Below are 16,832 nucleotides of genomic sequence, written 5' to 3'. Positions count from 1 at the left end.
CTCACCGCGCTCTCGTCCGCCTCGCGCTCCGCCTCGGGTCACCTAGAGCGTCACGGAGAACAACCTCCCCTTCGAGTTCTCCGCTGTCAGCGGGTCCGTGATCTCCCCCTCGAACTCCCAGACGTCCAGCTGCTCACCGGGCTTCACATCGGGGATCTCGAACAGCCGATCCGTGCCCTCCTTCCACTCCCGGTCCACCCCCACGGCGGTGTCCCCCTTGATCTCGGCGCGGACGGTGGTGATGCCGACCACGAGCAACTGGTTCGCGGCGAGGAACTTCTCCGGCACCGAGACCACGGCCTTGCCGTCCACGAGAGTCGCCGTGATATCGGGACTGACCGCGACCTGCTGGTCGAACACCGTCTCCTCCCGGGGCTCGGTGTCCCGGCCGAGATCCAGTCGGCCGAAGTACCGCCGGACCTCCACCCGGCCACCGTTCCTCCCCGCGTCGATCCGGAAGCGCGCCACTCCGTCCGGACCCTCCGTCGACAGGAGGTGGACGCCGCCGATCTGGCCGTCGGCACTGGTCTCGCCGACGTACGTCCCGTCGACGTAGATCACGAAGCGCTGCCCCGAGGAGAACCGCTCCATGGGCAGGGAGACGATCAACCTCCTGTCCGCTTCGAGGGATGCCGCGAAGCCGGGCGTCGGAGCCGGAGTCGACTCGGTCGGCACCTCCTGCACGGGCCGCGAGGGCAGAGGGGCGTCCGGTCCGCCGGGCTGCGGGGAGCCGAGCATGCCCGCGTCGCCCCGGTCGGGCCGCGCGTCCGCCGCGTCCGTCGCGAAGTGGCCGAGCAGTCCGAGGCCCGAGCCGCGCGACTCCTGCCCCTGGACGATCGAGGCGTCGCCCCGATCGAGCTCGGAGGCCAGCGCCGGCGACGCCGACAGCAGGCCGAGCAGGGTCGTCGCGGCCACGCAGGCCGCCACAGTGCGGGTGTTTCTCATGGGTGTCCCTTTCCTCGATGCGACCAGCAGCGAAGGAGCGGCACGTCGAGGGACGGCCGCAGCTGGTCGTGATGAGACATACTCACCTAGACGACTCGACGATCCGTCCGCCGTGGCGCGCCACGCACGCCCAGCCACCGAAGTGAGCCGACGGCAGGGCCGAGGCACAAGGCGGAGAAAGCAGTCGCTCACAGTCGCCGCACATATCGCTGAGTATCGTTCGGAGCGACACGGTCGTTCGGAACGGCACACTCGGAAGACACACGGAGGTCATCATGAAGAACCAGTCCTCGACCGGCGCGTTCGGCGCCGGCAACCCCGTCGACGGCATCTGGCAGGCGATGGAGCAGGCTCGCGCCGGCTTCGAGAAGCGCGTCGGCACCCGGGTCGGCCGCGGCGACGTCCGCGCCGCCGTCCTCGCCCTCCTCGCCGAGCAGCCGATGCACGGCTACCAGATCATCCACGAGATCGAGGAGCGCAGCGGCGGGAGCTGGAAGCCCAGCCCCGGCTCCGTCTACCCGACGCTGCAGCTGCTCGCGGACGAGGGCCTGATCGCCGCCGACGAGTCGAACGGCCGCAAGACCTACAGCCTCACCGACTCCGGACGGGCGCAGGTCGCGGCCTCCGGCACCGGCACCCCGTGGTCGGAGTCCGACCAGGTCGACTTCGGCGCGCTGCCGAAGGCCGGCGTCGCTCTCGCCCAGGCCGCCGCGCAGGTCGGCCGCTCGGGCACCCCGGCTCAGATCCGGCAGGCCGTCTCCGAACTCGAGGACGTGCGCCGCCGCCTGTACGCGATCCTCGCGCAGGACTGACCCGGGTGGCGCCGGTCCGCCCGGGTCCTGCCGACCCGGGCCGCCGAGCCCGCAGCGACCGGCGTCGCTACCGCCGCATCCTGCGGTTCGCCTCCTGGCACCTCGCGGTGACCTGGTTCTTCGATCTGCTGCTGCCCCGCATCGGGCTGACGGCGATCGCGCTGCGCACCCGCCCGCAGCGGATGCGGCGCTTCGCGCGCAGCTTCCACGTCCTGGCCGTCGACCTCGGCGGGCTGATGATCAAGGTGGGGCAGTTCATGTCGTCGCGCCTGGACGTCCTCCCGCCCGAGATCACCCGTGAGCTGGAGGGCCTCCAGGACGAGGTGCCGCCGGTCCCCTTCCCGCGCATCCGCGCGCTCGCCGAGGCCGAGCTGGGCATGACTCTCGTGCGCGCCTACGCGGACGTCGACGAGTCTCCGGTGGCCGCGGCCTCGCTCGGGCAGGCGCACCGCGCGCGGCTCTCGCCGGTGGACGCGGCAGACTCCGGGCACGAGAACGCCGTCGTCAAGGTCCAGCGCCCCGGCATCGACGAGATCGTCGAGGTCGACCTCGCGGCGCTCCGGCGCATCGGCGGCTGGCTGACCCACGTGCGCCTCGTCTCCGATCGCGTCGACGCGCCCGCGCTCGTCGAGGAGTTCGCGGTCACCAGCCTCGAGGAGATCGACTACCTGCGCGAGGCCGCCAACTCGGTGCGCTTCGCCGCGGACTTCGCCGGTGACCCGCGCGTCGGCGTCCCGGACGTGATCTGGGAGCGCTCGACCCGCAAGGTGCTGACGCTGCAGGACGTCACCGCGATCAAGATCACCGACGCGGAGGGCCTCGCTGCCGCCGGAATCGACCCGCGCGACGTCGCCCCGGTGTTCGCCGCGGTCATGTTCGACCAGCTCTTCACCCACGGCTGGTTCCACGCCGACCCGCACCCGGGCAACGTCTTCGTCACGCCGACCCCCGGCGGCGAGCTGCCCTGGCGGCTCACCTTCATCGACTTCGGGATGATGGGCGAGGTGCCGCCGACGACGCGGGCGGGCCTGCGCGCCATGCTGATCGCCGCCGCGTCCCGCGACGGCAAGGGGCTCGTCGACGCCGCGCGCAACGTCGGCGTACTGCTCCCCTCCGCCGACTCCCGCGAGCTCGAGCGGGCGATGACCCAGCTCTTCGCGCGCTTCGGCGGCATGGGCTTCGCGGAGCTGCGCGAGGTCGATCCGCGCGAGTTCCGCGACTTCGCGATCCAGTTCGGCGACGTGGTGCGCTCGCTGCCGTTCCAGCTGCCCGAGAACTTCCTGCTCATCATCCGGGCCATGTCGCTGACCTCCGGCGTGTGCAGCGCGCTCGACCCGGCCTTCAACCTCTGGGACTCGGTCGAGCCCTACGCGCAGCAGCTGATCCGGGAGGAGCGCGGCAACGTCGCACAGGACGTGGGCCGGCAGGCGCTCGACACGCTCGGGCTGCTCGTCCGGCTGCCGCGACGCCTGGACGAGCTGGCGACGACCCTCGAGGACGGGACCCTCGCGGTCACCGTTCCGACGGTCGAGCGCCGGCTCAACCGGCTCGAGGGGACCGTCCGGCGGGTCGTCTCGGCGGTGCTCTTCGCCGGGCTGCTCATCGCGGGCGCCGTCGTCCGGGCGGACGACACCGTGTTCGGCACGGTGCTGATGGCGGTGTCGGCGCTGCCGCTGCTGCACGCGCTGTTCTCGCGCTCCCGCCTGCTCTGACACGGTCGGCGACTGACCGATTCCCGCCAGGACATCGGTCTCCGCCGATCAGTGGAGAGTCGGCCGGTCGAGGTCCACGGTGGAACCACGGTCACCCACCACCGGGCGCCCGATCAGGTCCGAGGAAAGGAGTCGTCATGATCTTCGCGTTGATCGCCTATCTCATCTCGATCTTCGACTAGTCCCGCCGAATCGGCCGCGGCCACCCGCATACGCACGGGTGACCGCGACCACGACGGGGGCATGTGGATCCCACCACCGTGGATCCCACCACCGTGGATCCCACCACCGCGGATCCCATCACCGCGGACCGGAGCACCACGGAGGAGTCCCGGGATCGTCGAGCGTCAGCGCTCCGATCCGGGCGCGCTCAGTCGCTCCTCCAGCAGGCTGTACTGCCCGTAGCGGGAGCCGAGCGACCCGCCCGGCGTGCCCCCGATCACCGCGACCCGCAGCGCGTCGCCGGGCCTCGCGGGCTTCATCCTCAGGAAGACCCGATCGCCCACGGACCAGCGGTCCGCGTAGTAGGCGGAACCGCAGTAGGTCTCGCCGATGTACTCGTCGTTCACCAGGACGACGATCCGGGTGCGCGTCCGGAAGAGCCCGGCCGACAGGTCGATCACCACGTCCTGACCGTCCAGGTGGGCGTTGACGGTGGTGTCGACCTGGTAGACGGAGTGATTCGTGGTGCAGAGGGTCGGGTCGGTCGCCGTCCCACCCGTGTCGCCCGCCGCCGTCGCCGGGGGCGCGGACGCGAGTCCGAGAAGCGCTGCGGCGATCACGCCGATGGTCGTGGTGCGGACGAGCTTCATCCTGTTCCTTTCGATCGGACTCCCGACCGGTCGGGGGAGGACGGCGGCCTCCCCTCGTCCTGGACGAGAGGGGGTCGTCCGATCCTGGCGGAGCGATCGGCGAGGGACGTCATCGCTGTCACGGACTGACTCGGATGGCGCGGAGGCGACCCTCTGCTCCCTCGCGAAGAACAGCGATTCCGCCGCCCGAGACGATGAGCGCCACGGAGTTGAAGACGCCACGGGGCGTCGGCGACAGTGGACGCCGGTCCTCGCGACCGCTCCCTCCGCCCCCACCACGAAAGGAGACAGCCATGATGCCCAACGCCCTCGTCGCGATCTTCATCGCCTTCTTCGGCTCGCTCTAGCGAGCCGACGGTGGGGAGGGACGACCCGCGCGAGCGCGCCGTCCCTCCCCACCTCGAGGCCGACTCCCGGCCGGTAGGGGGAGGCGGCCCCATCTCCCCGCCTCCCCCTGCCCCACCCCGCACTGCTGAGACCGCGGTCGTGCCGTCTCACGCGAGGACGATCACCTTCCCCGCGATCCGGCCCGCGGCCGCCTCGGCGTGGATCGCCGGCAGCTCGGCCAGCGACACCCGGCGGGTGACCTCCACGGTCAGCTCCCCCGCGTCGACCAGGGCGACCAGCTCGGCGAGCCGCTCGCGGTTCGGGAGGACGAAGACCGTCGCGCCCCGCACGCCGCGGGTCTCGTCACCCGGAGTCGACAGGAAGGCCGTCGTGCTGACGACAGCCCCGCCGTCCCGCACCACGGCGACGAGAGCGGCGAACCGCTCCGGCTCGAGCGGCGCCAGGTTGAGCAGCACGTCGACCTGCTCGCCGAGAGCACCGAGGACGTCGGTCCGGGTGCGGTCGACGATCTCGTCGGCCCCCGCGGCACGGAGGGCGTCGATGCTGCGCGGAGCGGCGGTCGCCACGACGTGCACGCCGGCGCGCTTCGCGAGCTGCACGGCGTACTTCCCGACCACCCCGCCCGCGCCGACGATGAGGACCCGCTGCCCGGCGACGAGCCTGCCGTCGTCGAACAGCGCCTGCCAGGCGGTGAGCGCCACCGACGGCAGCGCGGCCGCGTCCGCGAGAGGAAGGCTCGTCGGAGCGGAGACCACGGCCTCGGTCGGCGCCAGCACGTACTCGGCCGCTCCCCCATCCCGCTCCATCGGCAGGAACGCGACGACCGGATCGCCCACCGTCACTCCCTCGACACCGTCGCCGACGGCATCCACCGTGCCGGACACGTCGTAGCCGGGCACGTGCGGGAGCTCGACCGGGATCGGCAGGAAGCCGGCGCGCATCCCCGCGTCGGCTGCATTGAAGGCCGAGGCGGCGACCCGGAGCCGCACCTGCCCGGCGCCCGGAACCGGAACCGGGATCTCCTCCCGGACGAGGACCTCGGGTCCGCCCACCTCGTGGAACCGCACTGCATGCATGATCGTCTCCCTCGCATATTTGCTTCCAATTCGAAGCACTGCGGTCACGCTAGCACTGCTTCAAATTCGAAGCAACGGTAGGATCGGAGGCATGACGAAGCCCGCCCTGACCGCGACCCAGCTCTCGGCCTATCTGGCCTTCACCGAGGTGGGCAGCCTGCTGCGGCCGGCGGTCGAGCAGCAGTTGCGCGAGGCGGGCGACCTCAGCTATCTGCAGTTCCAGCTGCTGGCGCGCCTCGGCGACGCCCCGGGCGGCCGGCAGCGGATGACCGACCTCGCCGACGGCGTCGTGCACAGCCGCAGCGGCCTCACCTACCAGGCGCAGCTGCTCGAGCAGCGGGGTCTCGTGACCCGCTCCCCGTCGCCGGACGACGAGCGCAGCACGGTCGTCGCGCTCACCGGCGCCGGGCGCGACGTCCTGGCGGCCGTCTTCCCGGGGCACATCGCGACCGTGCACGGCCTGCTGTTCGCACCTCTCACCGACGCGGACGCGGGCGAGCTGGCGCGCATCCTGGGGCGGGTCGGCGAGCACCTGCGGGCGGCTCCGCCGAGGTCGGCGCGGCGCCGACGGCCGAGAGCGGCGCCGGCGTCCGAGGCGCCCGGCGGGTTTTAGAGCAGGCCGGTCAGCACGCCGCCGTCCGCGCGCAGGGCCGCACCGTTCGTGGCGGAGGCGCGCGGGCTGGCGAGGTAGGTGACGAGCGAGGCGATCTCGTCCGGCTCGAGGAAGCGCTCGACGAGCGAGGTCGCGTTGCCGCCGATGATCGCGGCGCGGAGGACGTCGGCCGGCACGCCCTGGGCTTCCGCGATGCCCTGGACGCTGCTCGCGACACCGTCGGACCAGGTGGGGCCGCCGAGGACCGTGTTGACCGTGACTCCGGTGCCGCGGGTCAGCTTGGCCAGGCCGTTGCCGAGCGCCAGCATCCCGGCCTTGGTCACGCCGTAGTGCGTCATGTCGCCCGGCACGTTCACGCCGGACTCGCTGCTGACGAAGACGATGCGCCCCCAGCCCGACTCGAGCATCGGGTCGAGGAGGTGCCGGGACAGGCGGACTCCGCTCAGCACGTTCACCGTGAAGTAGCGCAGCCACTGCTCGTCGGTGATCGCTGTGAAGGGGGCGACCTCGAACAGGCCGACGTTGTTGATCAGGACGTCCACCCGGCCCAGGAGGCCCAGGAGCCGGTCCACCGACTCCGCGTCGGCGAAGTCGGCGGCGATCCCCGAGACGACGGCGCCCGGAACCTGCGCGCGAAGGCCCTCGACCGCTGCGCGGACTCCCGCCTCGCTGCGGCCGTTGACGACGACCTCGACGCCCTCCCGCAGCAGCGCGAGGGCGATGGCACGGCCGATGCCCTGCGTCGATCCGCTCACGAAGGCGCGCTTGCCGTCCAGTTCCAGGTCCATGCGGGTCGGTTCCTCTCCGTCGCAGCCGAATGCTTGCCTGGGAAACCATAGTCGAATCACTTTCCTGGTCAAGTGAAATCCGGCTACGCTCAGGGGATGCCCGATCCCGATGACTCCCCACTCAGCGGGGACGACCTCGCGGCCTGGAGCGCGCTCGCGACCCTCCTCGAGTGGCTTCCCGCAGCGCTCGACGCGCAGCTGCTGAAGGACTCCGGCCTCAGCCACTTCGAGTACGGCATCCTCTACGCCCTGGCCGCCGCGCCGGAGCGGACCCTGCGGATGAGCGCGCTCGCCGGCTTCGCGAACAGCTCGCTGTCGCGACTGTCGCGGGCGGTCTCGCGACTGGAGAACCGCGGCTGGGTCGGGCGGCGGGCCGACCCCGAGGACGGTCGAACGACCCTCGCGACACTGACCGCGGCGGGACTCGCTCAGCAGGCGAGCGCGGCTCCGGGGCACGAGGCCCTGGTGCGCGACGTCGTCCTCGGACCGCTCAGCGAGCGGCAGCGCCGGGAGCTGCGCGGGATCGCCACGACCATCGCCGGCGCGCTCCGCCCGGACGGCTCGTGGTCGGCGCCGCGGGGTGAGACGTCGCGGGACGGCCGCGCCGCGGGGTGAGACGTCGCGGGACGGCCGCGCCGCGGGGTGAGCCCTCGCGACGCGGCCGAACGGCGGCCCCACCGGGGCGCCACCAGGTGAACGTGTAGCCGGGAAGGTCGAAGACGCTCTGGTAGAACCACGCGACGGAGGGGTTGCCGGCGGGCATCTCCCCGGGGTAGCTCCGCTCCGCGAGGACCGCGCCCGAGGCGTCCTTCACCTGGAGGTCGACCTCGCGATCATCCCCCTGGAGGGTGGTCTGCCACGCGGGACCACCGGGCCGCAGGAGCGGGGACACCTCCTTGAAGGAGTCGCCGTTGCCCTGCTGGTAGCGCACCTCGAGGTACGCGGCGCTCGGAGCCTGCGGGGGGTTCGTGAAGGTCAGCGTCCTCTTGGGGGCCGGGGTCGCGGCCGGGTCGACCACCCGGTACTCGACGGTCCGCTCCTCGACCGGGACGAGTCGGTAGCCGGGCGTCTCGAGGTCACGCGCGGGTCCCGTCAGGAGCGCCGAGAGGTCGTGCGCGGGGGCCAGCGCGGCCGCGACCGGCCCGCCACCCTCGGCCGGTGCCGCCGTCGCCGGGGCGGCGGACAGCCCTGCGAGCAAGACCGTCGTCGAGCAGATCGCCGTCGTCTTCCAGAGTCTCATCGTGATCCCTTCTCTCGCCGCGCGCGGTGGCGGGAACCCGGACCACCGGGTCACCGCTCGCGGACCGTGGAGAGCACAGTCTGCGAGTGGCGCGCCGGATCTCCGCAGTCCGCGTCGGAGAACGATCGGGATGGCACGGAACAGTGCGACCGGCGTCCGATCGCCGGGCCCGTGGAGCACTCCCGGGCGGAGTCAGCTCACGACGATGCGGGTGAAGACGGTGCTCTCGTCGGGGGCCGCGTTCACGTAGGCGTAGCGGCGGGCGGTCGAGAAGGCGATGTGCTGCCCGGTCACGAGCCGGAGGTCCGGCTCGCCCTCGCGCTCGAGCAGGAGCACACCCGCGGTGACGAGGAGGATCTCGTGCCGGCCGTCGGGGTCGGGCTGTGCCTGGTAGCGGTCGCCGGGGCCGAGGGTCCAGGTCCAGAGCTGCGCCTCGGCACGGGCCGGGACGGAGGCGAGCAGCACGGCGACGCTCCCCGCGTCCTCGCCGCGCCAGGCGATCTCGTCGACCGCCGCGGGGAGGGAGCCCGGTGCGGAGACGAGGGCGGTGAAGCTGGAGCCGAGCGCGCTCGCGAGGCGGTCGACGCCGGTGAGGCTGATGTTCGCCTCGCCCGCCTCGACGTTGACGATCGTGCGCCGGCTGATGCCGGAGAGCTCGGCGAGCGCCGCCTGACTCAGCCCGGCCTCCACCCGCGCCCGGCGGAGGTTGCTGCCGACGTGAGCGAGGACGGCGGAGGGCTCTGGCGTGCGCATCGTTCTGCACTCTATAGTGTGCAGAATGCTGCGCACCCGCCTCCTCTCGGCCGTCCGGTTCTCGCGACCCGAGTGGGCGCTGATCGGCATCACGGCGCTCTGGGGCGGCACCTTCCTGGCGGTGCACGTGGCGATGCAGCACAGCGGTCCGCTCTTCTTCGTCGGGGTGCGGTTCCTGGCGGCGGGAGTGATCAGCGCGGTGGTCTTCCACCGGTCGCTGCGCGGGATGCGGCGTATCGATCTCGGCGCGGGGGCGGCGATCGGGGTGATGATCGTCCTCGGCTACGGGCTGCAGACGTACGGACTGCAGACGATCCCGAGCAGCACCTCCGCCTTCCTCACCGCGCTGTACGTTCCGCTGGTGCCGCTGCTGCAGTGGGTCGTGCTGCGGAAGCGGCCCGGCGTCTTCACACTGGTCGGCGTCGGTCTGGCGTTCGTCGGACTGCTGCTGATCGCGGGGCCGCAGACGGGAGTGGGGCTGGGCCCGGGCGAGCTGGCGACGCTGATCAGCACCCTCCCGATCGCCGCCGAGATCATCCTGATCAGCGCGTTCGCCGGCCGGGTCGACCTCGGGCGGGTGACGGTCGTGCAGCTCCTGGTCGCCGGGCTGCTCTCCTTCGCCGGCATGCCCTTCGCGGGAGAGGCGATCCCGGCGTTCTCGTGGGTCTGGCTGATCGCCGCCCTCGCGCTCGGGGCGAGCAGCTGCCTCATCCAGCTGACGATGAACTGGGCCCAGCGCTCCGTCTCGCCGACCCGCGCGACGATCATCTACTCCGCCGAGCCGGTCTGGGGCGGGGTGATCGGACGGCTCGCCGGCGACCGGCTGCCGGCGCTCGCGCTGGCGGGGGCCGCGCTGATCGTGGCGGGGACGCTGGTGAGCGAGCTGCGGCCGCGGCGGGCGAGCGGGGAGGATGCGGCGGGTGCGCGGGGACCGGAGGAAGCTGTCGAGGCGGCCGCTCCTGCGCCGGAGCGGCTGGACCGCACCTCCGGCTCGTGAGAACGCCTCCGGCTCGCTGGATGTTCGCGATTCGGCGAGACGGACTCTGTCCCACGGGCCGACCCTCACACCTCCTGACCTCGGCTCGCAGGAACATATTCGGCTCGCCGGAATCCGTCGATTCCGCGTGCCCGGGGCGGTTTCACGAGCCGAACCTCGGCCCCACGACGTCCGGCTCGCAGAAGCACCTTCGGCTTGCCGGAATCCGCGGATTCCGCGTGCCCAGGCCGGTTTCACGAGCCGAACCTCGGCCTCACGACGTCCGGCTCGCAGAAGCACCCTCGGCTCGTCGGAATCCGCGGATTTCGCGTGCCCGGGGCTGTGTCCCGAGCCGAACCTCCGGCGCGACGACCTCCGGCTCGCAGAAACACCCTTGGCTCGCCGGAATCCGCCGATCCCGCGTGCCGGACGCGGTTCCGCGTGCCGAACGCCGGACGGAGCCACCGCAGGCCCAGCGGAGCCAGGCCGGCGGACGACCAGCCTTGGAACTGGCAGCGGGCCAGGAAGTTAGGTTAGGTTAACCTTCGCAACCCCGTCACCCCCTCCGAAGGATCGCCGTGCCTGTCTCCCGCACCCCCCTCCGCCGCACGCCCCTGCGCGTCTCCGCCGTCGCCGCGCTCGGCCTCTCCGCCCTGCTGCTGACCGGCTGCTCCGCGGGGGCCGACGCCGCCGGCACCGACGGCGGCACCGACGCCGCCGCGACCGGCGCGGGCTTCCCCGTCACCGTCGAGCACGCGTTCGGCGAGACGACCGTCGAGTCGGCGGACCGCGTGGTCGCGACCAGCTGGACCAACCAGGACGTGGCGCTCGCCCTCGGCGTGACCCCGGTCGGTTTCGCGAAGGCCTCCTACGGCGACGAGGACGGCGACGGCCTGCTCGCCTGGACCAAGGAGGCGCTCGACGCGAGCGGCGCCGAGACGCCGACCCTCTTCGACGAGACCGACGGCGTGCCGTTCGAGGCGATCTCCGACCTCACCCCCGACGTGATCCTCTCCGCCTACTCCGGCCTCACGCAGCAGGACTACGACACCCTCAGCCAGATCGCCCCGACCGTCGCCTACCCGGGACTGCCCTGGGCGACCACCTGGCAGGACTCCGCGAAGCTCGACGGCGAGGCGCTCGGACTGGGCGACGAGGCCGAGGCGAAGGTCGCCGAGGTCGAGGGCGAGATCGACGCCGCCGTCGCCGCGAAGCCCTCGCTGGCCGGCAAGACCTTCACCTACGGCTGGTACGACCCGACCGACGCCAGCACCTTCACCTACTACACCGGCAACGACGCGCGCGTGAAGTTCGTCGAGGACCTCGGCCTCGAGCTCGCCCCGAGCGTCGTCTCGCTCACCGGCGACTCCGAGCTGTTCAGCGGCACCGTCAGCTCCGAGAACGCCGACCAGCTCGACGCCGACGTCCTCATCGTCTACGGCGACGACACCACCCTCGCGGCGCTGCAGGCGGACCCACTGCTCTCCAAGATCCCCGCGGTCGCCCGCGGCTCGGTCTACGTCCTCACCGACGACTCCTCCGAGGCGATGGCGACCTCGTCGCCGAACCTGCTGAGCATCCCGTGGGTGCTCGACGAGTACACGACCGGCCTCGCGACCGCCGCCGACAAGGTGTCGTGACCGCCGAGGCCACGGCACCCCACCGGCGCCCCGGACGCGACGACACTCGCCTCCGGGGCGCCGGTGCGCGCTGGCGCGTCCCGGCGCTGATCGCCGTGCTCGCCGCGCTGGTCGTCGCGTCGGTGCTCTCGCTGGTCTACGGCTCGCGCGAGATCCCGCTCGGCGAGATCTGGCCGGCGCTCACGGCACCCGACCCGGACTCGATCGTCGACGCGGCGGTGCAGGGGCGCGTCCCGCGCACGGTCCTGGCGCTGCTCGTCGGTGCCGCGCTCGGGCTCGCCGGCGCGGTGATGCAGGGGATGACCCGCAATCCGCTCGCCGATCCGGGGATCCTGGGGCTGAACGCGGGCGCGTCCCTCGCGGTCGTGCTCGGGATCTCGACGGTCGGTGCGACGACGCTCTCCCAGTTCATCTGGCTCGCCTTCCTCGGCGCGGCGGCGGCCGGCGCCTTCGTCTACGCGGTCGCCTCGCTGGGTCGCGAGGGCGCCACTCCCCTCAAGCTCGCGCTCGCCGGCGCCGCGACCGCCGCGGCCCTCGCCTCGCTGATCAGCGCGGTGCTGCTCACCCAGGATGCGACGCTCAACCGCTTCCGGTTCTGGCAGGTCGGCGGGGTCGGCGGCGCCGAGTTCACGAGCATCGTCCAGGTCCTGCCGTTCCTCGCGGTCGGCGGGGCGCTCGCGATCGGCAGCGCCCGCGGGCTCGACGCCCTCGCGCTCGGCGACGACCTCGCCAAGGGGCTCGGCCGCCGCGTCGGCCGGACGCGCCTGGTAGCCGGACTCGCCGCGGTGCTGCTCTGCGGGGCGGCGACCGCCATCGCGGGGCCGATCGGCTTCATCGGGCTCACCGTCCCGCATCTCGCGCGGCGGTTCACCGGGCCGTCGCACTCCTGGCTGCTCCCCTCCTCCGCACTGCTCGGCGCGCTGCTGCTGCTGGTCGCCGACGTGATCGGGCGGGTCGTCGCGCGACCGAGCGACGTGGAGGTCGGCATCGTCACCGCACTGATCGGGGCGCCGGTGCTGATCGCGATCGTGCGCCGCTCGAAGGTGCGGGCCCTGTGAGCGCCGCTTCGTCACTCCGTTCTCCTGCGGGTGCTCCGTCGCTCGGCGTCGCCGTGGGTCGTCGCCGCCGCGCCCGCCGCACCGCGCTGGGCTGCGGGGTGCTCGCGCTGGTCGCCCTCGCACTCGCCGTCGTGTCGCTCACCGTCGGCAGCACCGTCTACTCGCCGCTCGAGGTGCTGCGAGTGATGCTGGGCGAGACGGTGCCCGGCGCCTCCTTCACCGTCGGCACGCTGCGGCTGCCGCGCACGCTCACCGCCGTGCTGGTCGGCCTCGGCTTCGGGATGGGCGGCGTCGTCTTCCAGACGATGCTGCGGAACGCGCTCGCCAGCCCCGACATCATCGGCATCACCTCGGGCGCGAGCGCGGCGGCCGTCGTCGCGATCGCGTTCTTCGGACTCTCGGGCGGCGCCGTCTCGGTGATCGCGGTCGCCGCGGCCCTCGTCACGGCGCTGCTGATCGCCTGGCTCGCCGACGGCAGCGGAGTGATCGGCGCCCGGCTGATCCTGATCGGCATCGGGATCGCGGCGATGCTGCAGAGCGTGATCGCCTATGTGCAGACGCGCGCGCAGTTCGAGGACGTGCAGGAGTCGCTGCGCTGGCTGACCGGGAGCCTCAACTCCGCGTCCTGGGCGGGGGTGCCGGCGCTCGCGCTGTCGATGCTGGTGCTCGTGCCGCTCGCGCTGCTGCTGGCCGGACGGCTCTCGATGCTGCAGCTCGGCGACGAGTCGGCGACCGCACTGGGCGTCGACGTGCGGCGCAGCCGGCTGGGGCTGCTCGCGGTGGCGGTGTGCCTCGTCGCGGTCGCGACCGCGGCCACCGGTCCGATCGCGTTCGTCGCCTTCGTCTCCGGGCCGATCGCGCGGCGGCTCGTGCCGGACGCGCGCGTGCCGCTGATCCCGTCCGCGCTGGTCGGGATCGTCGTCGTGCTCGCGGCGGACCTGGTCGCGCAGCACGTCGCCGGGCTCGCCTTCTCGGGCGCCCGCTTCCCCGTCGGAGTGGTGACCGGTGCGCTCGGCGCGCCGTTCCTGCTCTGGCTCCTCGCTCGCCGCAACCGCACCGGAGGATCCCTGTGACCGCCCCGACCTCCCCCGTGACCGCCGGTCACTCCACGCTGTCCGTCGACGGCGTGACACTCGCCTACGACGAGCGCGTGGTCGTCGACGGGCTGTCGCTGACGGTGCCGACCGGGGCGATCAGCGTGATCGTCGGGGCGAACGCCTGCGGCAAGTCGACGCTGCTGCGCGCGATGGCGCGGCTGATCACGCCGAGCGCGGGGGCCGTGCTGCTGGACGGCGAGGCGATCCACCGGCTCCCGACGCGGCAGGTCGCGCAGCGGGTGGGGCTGCTGCCGCAGACGCCGATCGCGCCCGAGGGGATCGCCGTGGCGGATCTGGTGGCGCGCGGGCGGTACCCGCACCGCGGCTGGTTCGGGCGGGGCGCCTCCGCGGACGACGACGCGATCGTGGAGGACGCCCTGCGCGCGACAGGGACGCTGGAGATCGCGGACCGGCCGGTCGACGAGCTGTCCGGCGGGCAGCGGCAGCGGGTGTGGATCGCGCTGGCGCTCGCCCAGCGGACGGACGTGCTGCTGCTCGACGAGCCGACGACCTACCTCGACGTGTCGCACCAGATCGAGGTGCTCGACCTGCTGACCGACCTCAACCGCGAGCGCGGCACGACGATCGTCATCGTGCTGCACGATCTGAACCTCGCGGCGCGGTACGCCGACCACCTCTTCGCGGTGCGGGCCGGCGCGCTGTACGCCTCGGGCACGCCGGCCGAGGTGGTGACCGCGGAGACGGTGCGCGCGGTGTTCGGCATGGAGTCGCGCGTGATCGCGGACCCGGTGTCCGGGACGCCGCTGGTGCTGCCGATCGGCCGGCACCACTCGGGGTGACGGGTCTCGATACGCCCCTGCGGGTCTACTCGACCAGCATGAGGGCGGCGAGACGTCCTCGGACGGTCGAGGCGTCCCGGTGCTGCTGGACGCCTCGACCGTTGCAGGACGCCTCGGGGGGGTGCAGTCCATGCTGATCGAGCAGCCCGCGCAGCGGGCGTATCGAGATCCACCGGTGCCGAAAGGGTGGGCCGCAGACCAGCCGTCCTGACGACGGCGGGTCTCGCTACGCCCCTCCGGAGCTCCTCGACCAGCGTGCGGTGTGCGGTGGGAGCGGTTTCCTGGGGCGGGTGTCGGAGGCGTGTGGCACCCTCCTCCGAGGAGTCCGCAGGCGGCGGACGGAGCGGAGCGGCAATGATCGAGCTGGACCTGAGCGGACGGACGGCCCTGGTGACGGGGTCGGGGCAGGGCATCGGACTCGCGATCGCCGTCGGGCTGGCGCGCGCCGGCGCCGAGGTGGTCGTCAACGCACGGTCGGAGCGATCGGTGCGGCGCGCGATCAAGGACGTGCGCGCGGCGGTGCCCGACGCCACCGTGCGCGGTGTGGCCGCCGACGTCTCGAGCGAGGCCGGGACGGCGAAGCTGCTCGAGTCGGTGCCGCGCGTGGATGTGCTGGTCAACAACCTCGGCATCTTCGGCAGCACCGAGCCGCTCGACATCACCGACGACGAGTGGCGCCGCTACTTCGAGGTCAACGTGCTCACCGGCGTCCGCCTCACCCGCGCCTACCTGCCCGGGATGACGGAGGCGGGCTGGGGCCGCGTCCTCTACATCGGCAGCGACTCCGCCGTCGTCACGCCGGCCGAGATGATCCACTACGGCGTCTCGAAGACCGCGCTGCTCGGCGTCTCCCGCGGCTTCGCGAAGGCCGCCGCCGGCACCGGGGTCACCGTCAACAGCGTGCTCGCCGGGCCGACCCACACCGGCGGCGTCGAGGACTTCGTCTACGAGCTCGTCGACCACTCCCTCCCCTGGGAGGAGGCGCAGCGCGAGTTCATGCGGCTGCACCGCCCGCAGTCGCTGCTCCAGCGCCTGATCGAGCCGGAGGAGATCGCCAACATGGTCGTCTACCTGGCGTCGCCGCTCGCCTCGGCGACGACGGGCGCCGCGGTGCGCGTGGACGGCGGGTACATCGACGCGATCGTGCCGTGAGAGCCGGACCTCGAGGCGCCGGCGCGGACGGCAGGAGGACCGCGCGCGCCGGCGCAGGAGGTGCACTGCGCCGGATCACGACTCGCAGGACCGACACCACGCGCCACCGTTAAAGATGAAACCGCCGTGATCGAGGCGATCTACGGCGGTTTCCGAAACCCGACCGCGGCCGGTGCCGGGGGGATATGACCCCGACCATATCATTGTGGATGTGATCCCACAACTCAGTGAAGGAGAGCAGAGGGCTCTGATCGAGAGCCTCGCGAGGCAGCGTCTGCGCAGGTTCCGCGCCGCCACGACCGGTGACCGGGACGCGGTAGCGCTCTACCTGCTCGACGCGGAACTCGCCGCGCACCTCCACGCCGCGGTGCGCTTCGCTGAGGTAGCGCTTCGCGAGGCCCTTCATCGCTCGCTGACGGCTGTGTACGGCGAGAGATGGTTCCAGACGCAGCGAGGGCTCCTGGACAAGAAGGTCGACGCGGCGTTCGGCGAGGCCGAGGCGACGGTCGGTGTCGGCGCTCCGGGCGGGAAGATCATCGCTCAGGTCATGCTGGGAACCTGGGTGAACCTCCTCGGGAAGGGTGACGAGAAGCTCGACGGAACGCGTGCGCACTACGTTCGCGACCTCTGGGAACCTGCCCTGAAGCACGGCCTCTCGAAACCGCGCAAGGATGTCGCGCGTCTGGCCCAGCGCATGAATTGGGCTCGTAACCGGATCAGTCACTGCGAACCGGTGGTCTTCGGTCTGCCCATGCCGGGACTCGGCGCCCCGGGTCTCCAGGTGCGCAAGTCGCCGGAGCTGATCCTCGTCGACATCCAGGAGATCCTGCGCCTCACGGCTCCCGGCTTCTCCACCTGGCTCGATCGATGGACAGTGACGCGGAGACTCTGCACCGAACGGCTGGCACAGCAAGCTCTCGACCACATCGCCCGGGCTGGATCCATCCAGCTCGAGCGCTGACGCAGGCGAGGAATCCGACGCCGATCGTGAACACGGCGGCGCCTCCGGT

16 protein-coding genes are annotated in these 16,832 nt (G+C 72.4%); 11 read left to right on the top strand and 5 right to left on the bottom strand.

Annotation, left to right across the window (positions count from 1 at the left end; genetic code table 11):
* Positions 1-42 precede the first annotated feature (42 nt).
* Positions 43-945, bottom strand: coding sequence for a hypothetical protein (locus tag EDF45_RS12960; protein ID WP_148060275.1), 903 nt, complete (start codon positions 943-945; stop codon positions 43-45).
* 275 nt (positions 946-1,220) lie between these two features.
* Between EDF45_RS12960 and EDF45_RS12955 the strand changes: the two genes are divergently transcribed.
* Both EDF45_RS12955 and EDF45_RS12950 read left to right on the top strand, forming a co-directional pair.
* Positions 1,221-1,757, top strand: coding sequence for a PadR family transcriptional regulator (locus EDF45_RS12955; RefSeq protein WP_123446929.1), 537 nt, complete (start codon positions 1,221-1,223; stop codon positions 1,755-1,757).
* A 5-nt stretch (positions 1,758-1,762) separates the two neighbouring features.
* Positions 1,763-3,469, top strand: a complete 1,707-nt coding sequence (locus EDF45_RS12950; protein WP_123736370.1) for an AarF/ABC1/UbiB kinase family protein — start codon at positions 1,763-1,765, stop codon at positions 3,467-3,469.
* Positions 3,470-3,816: 347 nt separating this feature from the next.
* Here the strand turns inward: EDF45_RS12950 and EDF45_RS12945 are convergent, their stop codons facing one another.
* Both EDF45_RS12945 and EDF45_RS12940 read right to left on the bottom strand, forming a co-directional pair.
* Positions 3,817-4,281, bottom strand: coding sequence for a hypothetical protein (locus EDF45_RS12945; RefSeq protein ID WP_123736371.1), 465 nt, complete (start codon positions 4,279-4,281; stop codon positions 3,817-3,819).
* A 494-nt stretch (positions 4,282-4,775) separates the two neighbouring features.
* Positions 4,776-5,705, bottom strand: a complete 930-nt coding sequence (locus EDF45_RS12940) for an NADP-dependent oxidoreductase (RefSeq protein WP_123736372.1) — start codon at positions 5,703-5,705, stop codon at positions 4,776-4,778.
* A gap of 91 nt (positions 5,706-5,796) precedes the next feature.
* On the opposite strand from EDF45_RS12940, the gene EDF45_RS12935 reads away from it, so the two are divergent.
* Positions 5,797-6,318 carry a MarR family winged helix-turn-helix transcriptional regulator gene (locus EDF45_RS12935; RefSeq protein WP_123736373.1) on the top strand — a complete coding sequence of 174 codons (522 nt, stop codon included), beginning with the start codon at positions 5,797-5,799 and terminating at the stop codon, positions 6,316-6,318.
* On the opposite strand, the gene EDF45_RS12930 is transcribed toward EDF45_RS12935, so the two are convergent.
* Positions 6,315-7,106, bottom strand: a complete 792-nt coding sequence (locus EDF45_RS12930) for an SDR family NAD(P)-dependent oxidoreductase (protein ID WP_123736374.1) — start codon at positions 7,104-7,106, stop codon at positions 6,315-6,317. The genes EDF45_RS12935 and EDF45_RS12930 overlap by 4 nt on opposite strands.
* A 96-nt stretch (positions 7,107-7,202) precedes the next feature.
* Between EDF45_RS12930 and EDF45_RS12925 the strand changes: the two genes are divergently transcribed.
* Positions 7,203-7,721, top strand: coding sequence for a MarR family winged helix-turn-helix transcriptional regulator (locus tag EDF45_RS12925; protein ID WP_123736563.1), 519 nt, complete (start codon positions 7,203-7,205; stop codon positions 7,719-7,721).
* 817 nt (positions 7,722-8,538) lie between these two features.
* On the opposite strand, the gene EDF45_RS12920 is transcribed toward EDF45_RS12925, so the two are convergent.
* The gene (locus EDF45_RS12920) at positions 8,539-9,099 is read right to left on the bottom strand and encodes a helix-turn-helix transcriptional regulator (RefSeq protein ID WP_123736375.1); all 561 of its coding nucleotides are present in this window, start codon (positions 9,097-9,099) and stop codon (positions 8,539-8,541) included.
* Between the two features lie 25 nt (positions 9,100-9,124).
* On the opposite strand from EDF45_RS12920, the gene EDF45_RS12915 reads away from it, so the two are divergent.
* The 7 genes from EDF45_RS12915 to EDF45_RS12885 all read left to right on the top strand — a co-directional run bounded on the left by EDF45_RS12915 (position 9,125) and on the right by EDF45_RS12885 (position 16,783).
* Positions 9,125-10,096, top strand: a complete 972-nt coding sequence (locus tag EDF45_RS12915; RefSeq protein WP_123736376.1) for a DMT family transporter — start codon at positions 9,125-9,127, stop codon at positions 10,094-10,096.
* Positions 10,097-10,653: 557 nt separating this feature from the next.
* The gene (locus tag EDF45_RS12910; RefSeq protein WP_123736377.1) at positions 10,654-11,715 is read left to right on the top strand and encodes an iron-siderophore ABC transporter substrate-binding protein; all 1,062 of its coding nucleotides are present in this window, start codon (positions 10,654-10,656) and stop codon (positions 11,713-11,715) included.
* Positions 11,712-12,773: an iron ABC transporter permease gene (locus tag EDF45_RS12905; RefSeq protein ID WP_123736378.1), complete on the top strand. Its 1,062-nt coding sequence runs from the start codon at positions 11,712-11,714 to the stop codon at positions 12,771-12,773. The genes EDF45_RS12910 and EDF45_RS12905 overlap by 4 nt, the downstream gene beginning before the upstream one ends.
* Before the next feature lie 53 nt (positions 12,774-12,826).
* On the top strand, positions 12,827-13,846 hold the full coding sequence (locus EDF45_RS12900) for an iron chelate uptake ABC transporter family permease subunit (protein WP_260312368.1): 1,020 nt from the start codon (positions 12,827-12,829) through the stop codon (positions 13,844-13,846).
* A 17-nt stretch (positions 13,847-13,863) separates the two neighbouring features.
* Positions 13,864-14,670, top strand: a complete 807-nt coding sequence (locus EDF45_RS12895) for an ABC transporter ATP-binding protein (protein ID WP_123447069.1) — start codon at positions 13,864-13,866, stop codon at positions 14,668-14,670.
* A gap of 357 nt (positions 14,671-15,027) precedes the next feature.
* Positions 15,028-15,822 (top strand): SDR family NAD(P)-dependent oxidoreductase, encoded by a 795-nt coding sequence (locus EDF45_RS12890; RefSeq protein WP_123736564.1) that lies wholly within the window; start codon positions 15,028-15,030, stop codon positions 15,820-15,822.
* 205 nt (positions 15,823-16,027) lie between these two features.
* On the top strand, positions 16,028-16,783 hold the full coding sequence (locus EDF45_RS12885) for a hypothetical protein (protein ID WP_148060276.1): 756 nt from the start codon (positions 16,028-16,030) through the stop codon (positions 16,781-16,783).
* Positions 16,784-16,832: the final 49 nt, after the last annotated feature.

It is taken from the genome of Rathayibacter sp. PhB186, from assembly GCF_003751825.1.
Taxonomy (GTDB): Bacteria; Actinomycetota; Actinomycetes; order Actinomycetales; family Microbacteriaceae; genus Rathayibacter; species Rathayibacter festucae.
The sequence above is the reverse complement of the archived record's forward strand: the minus strand, read 5'-3'. Positions and strand labels throughout refer to the sequence as shown.

What these genes read in the sequence shown, in the direction of transcription:
- EDF45_RS12960 (WP_148060275.1), bottom strand. Translation starts at nt 945, where the DNA reads ATGAGAAACACCCGCACTGTGGCGGCCTGCGTGGCCGCGACGACCCTG.
- EDF45_RS12955 (WP_123446929.1), top strand. Translation starts at nt 1,221, where the DNA reads ATGAAGAACCAGTCCTCGACCGGCGCGTTCGGCGCCGGCAACCCCGTC.
- EDF45_RS12945 (WP_123736371.1), bottom strand. Translation starts at nt 4,281, where the DNA reads ATGAAGCTCGTCCGCACCACGACCATCGGCGTGATCGCCGCAGCGCTT.
- EDF45_RS12940 (WP_123736372.1), bottom strand. Translation starts at nt 5,705, where the DNA reads ATGCATGCAGTGCGGTTCCACGAGGTGGGCGGACCCGAGGTCCTCGTC.
- EDF45_RS12935 (WP_123736373.1), top strand. Translation starts at nt 5,797, where the DNA reads ATGACGAAGCCCGCCCTGACCGCGACCCAGCTCTCGGCCTATCTGGCC.
- EDF45_RS12930 (WP_123736374.1), bottom strand. Translation starts at nt 7,106, where the DNA reads ATGGACCTGGAACTGGACGGCAAGCGCGCCTTCGTGAGCGGATCGACG.
- EDF45_RS12925 (WP_123736563.1), top strand. Translation starts at nt 7,203, where the DNA reads ATGCCCGATCCCGATGACTCCCCACTCAGCGGGGACGACCTCGCGGCC.
- EDF45_RS12920 (WP_123736375.1), bottom strand. Translation starts at nt 9,099, where the DNA reads ATGCGCACGCCAGAGCCCTCCGCCGTCCTCGCTCACGTCGGCAGCAAC.
- EDF45_RS12915 (WP_123736376.1), top strand. Translation starts at nt 9,125, where the DNA reads ATGCTGCGCACCCGCCTCCTCTCGGCCGTCCGGTTCTCGCGACCCGAG.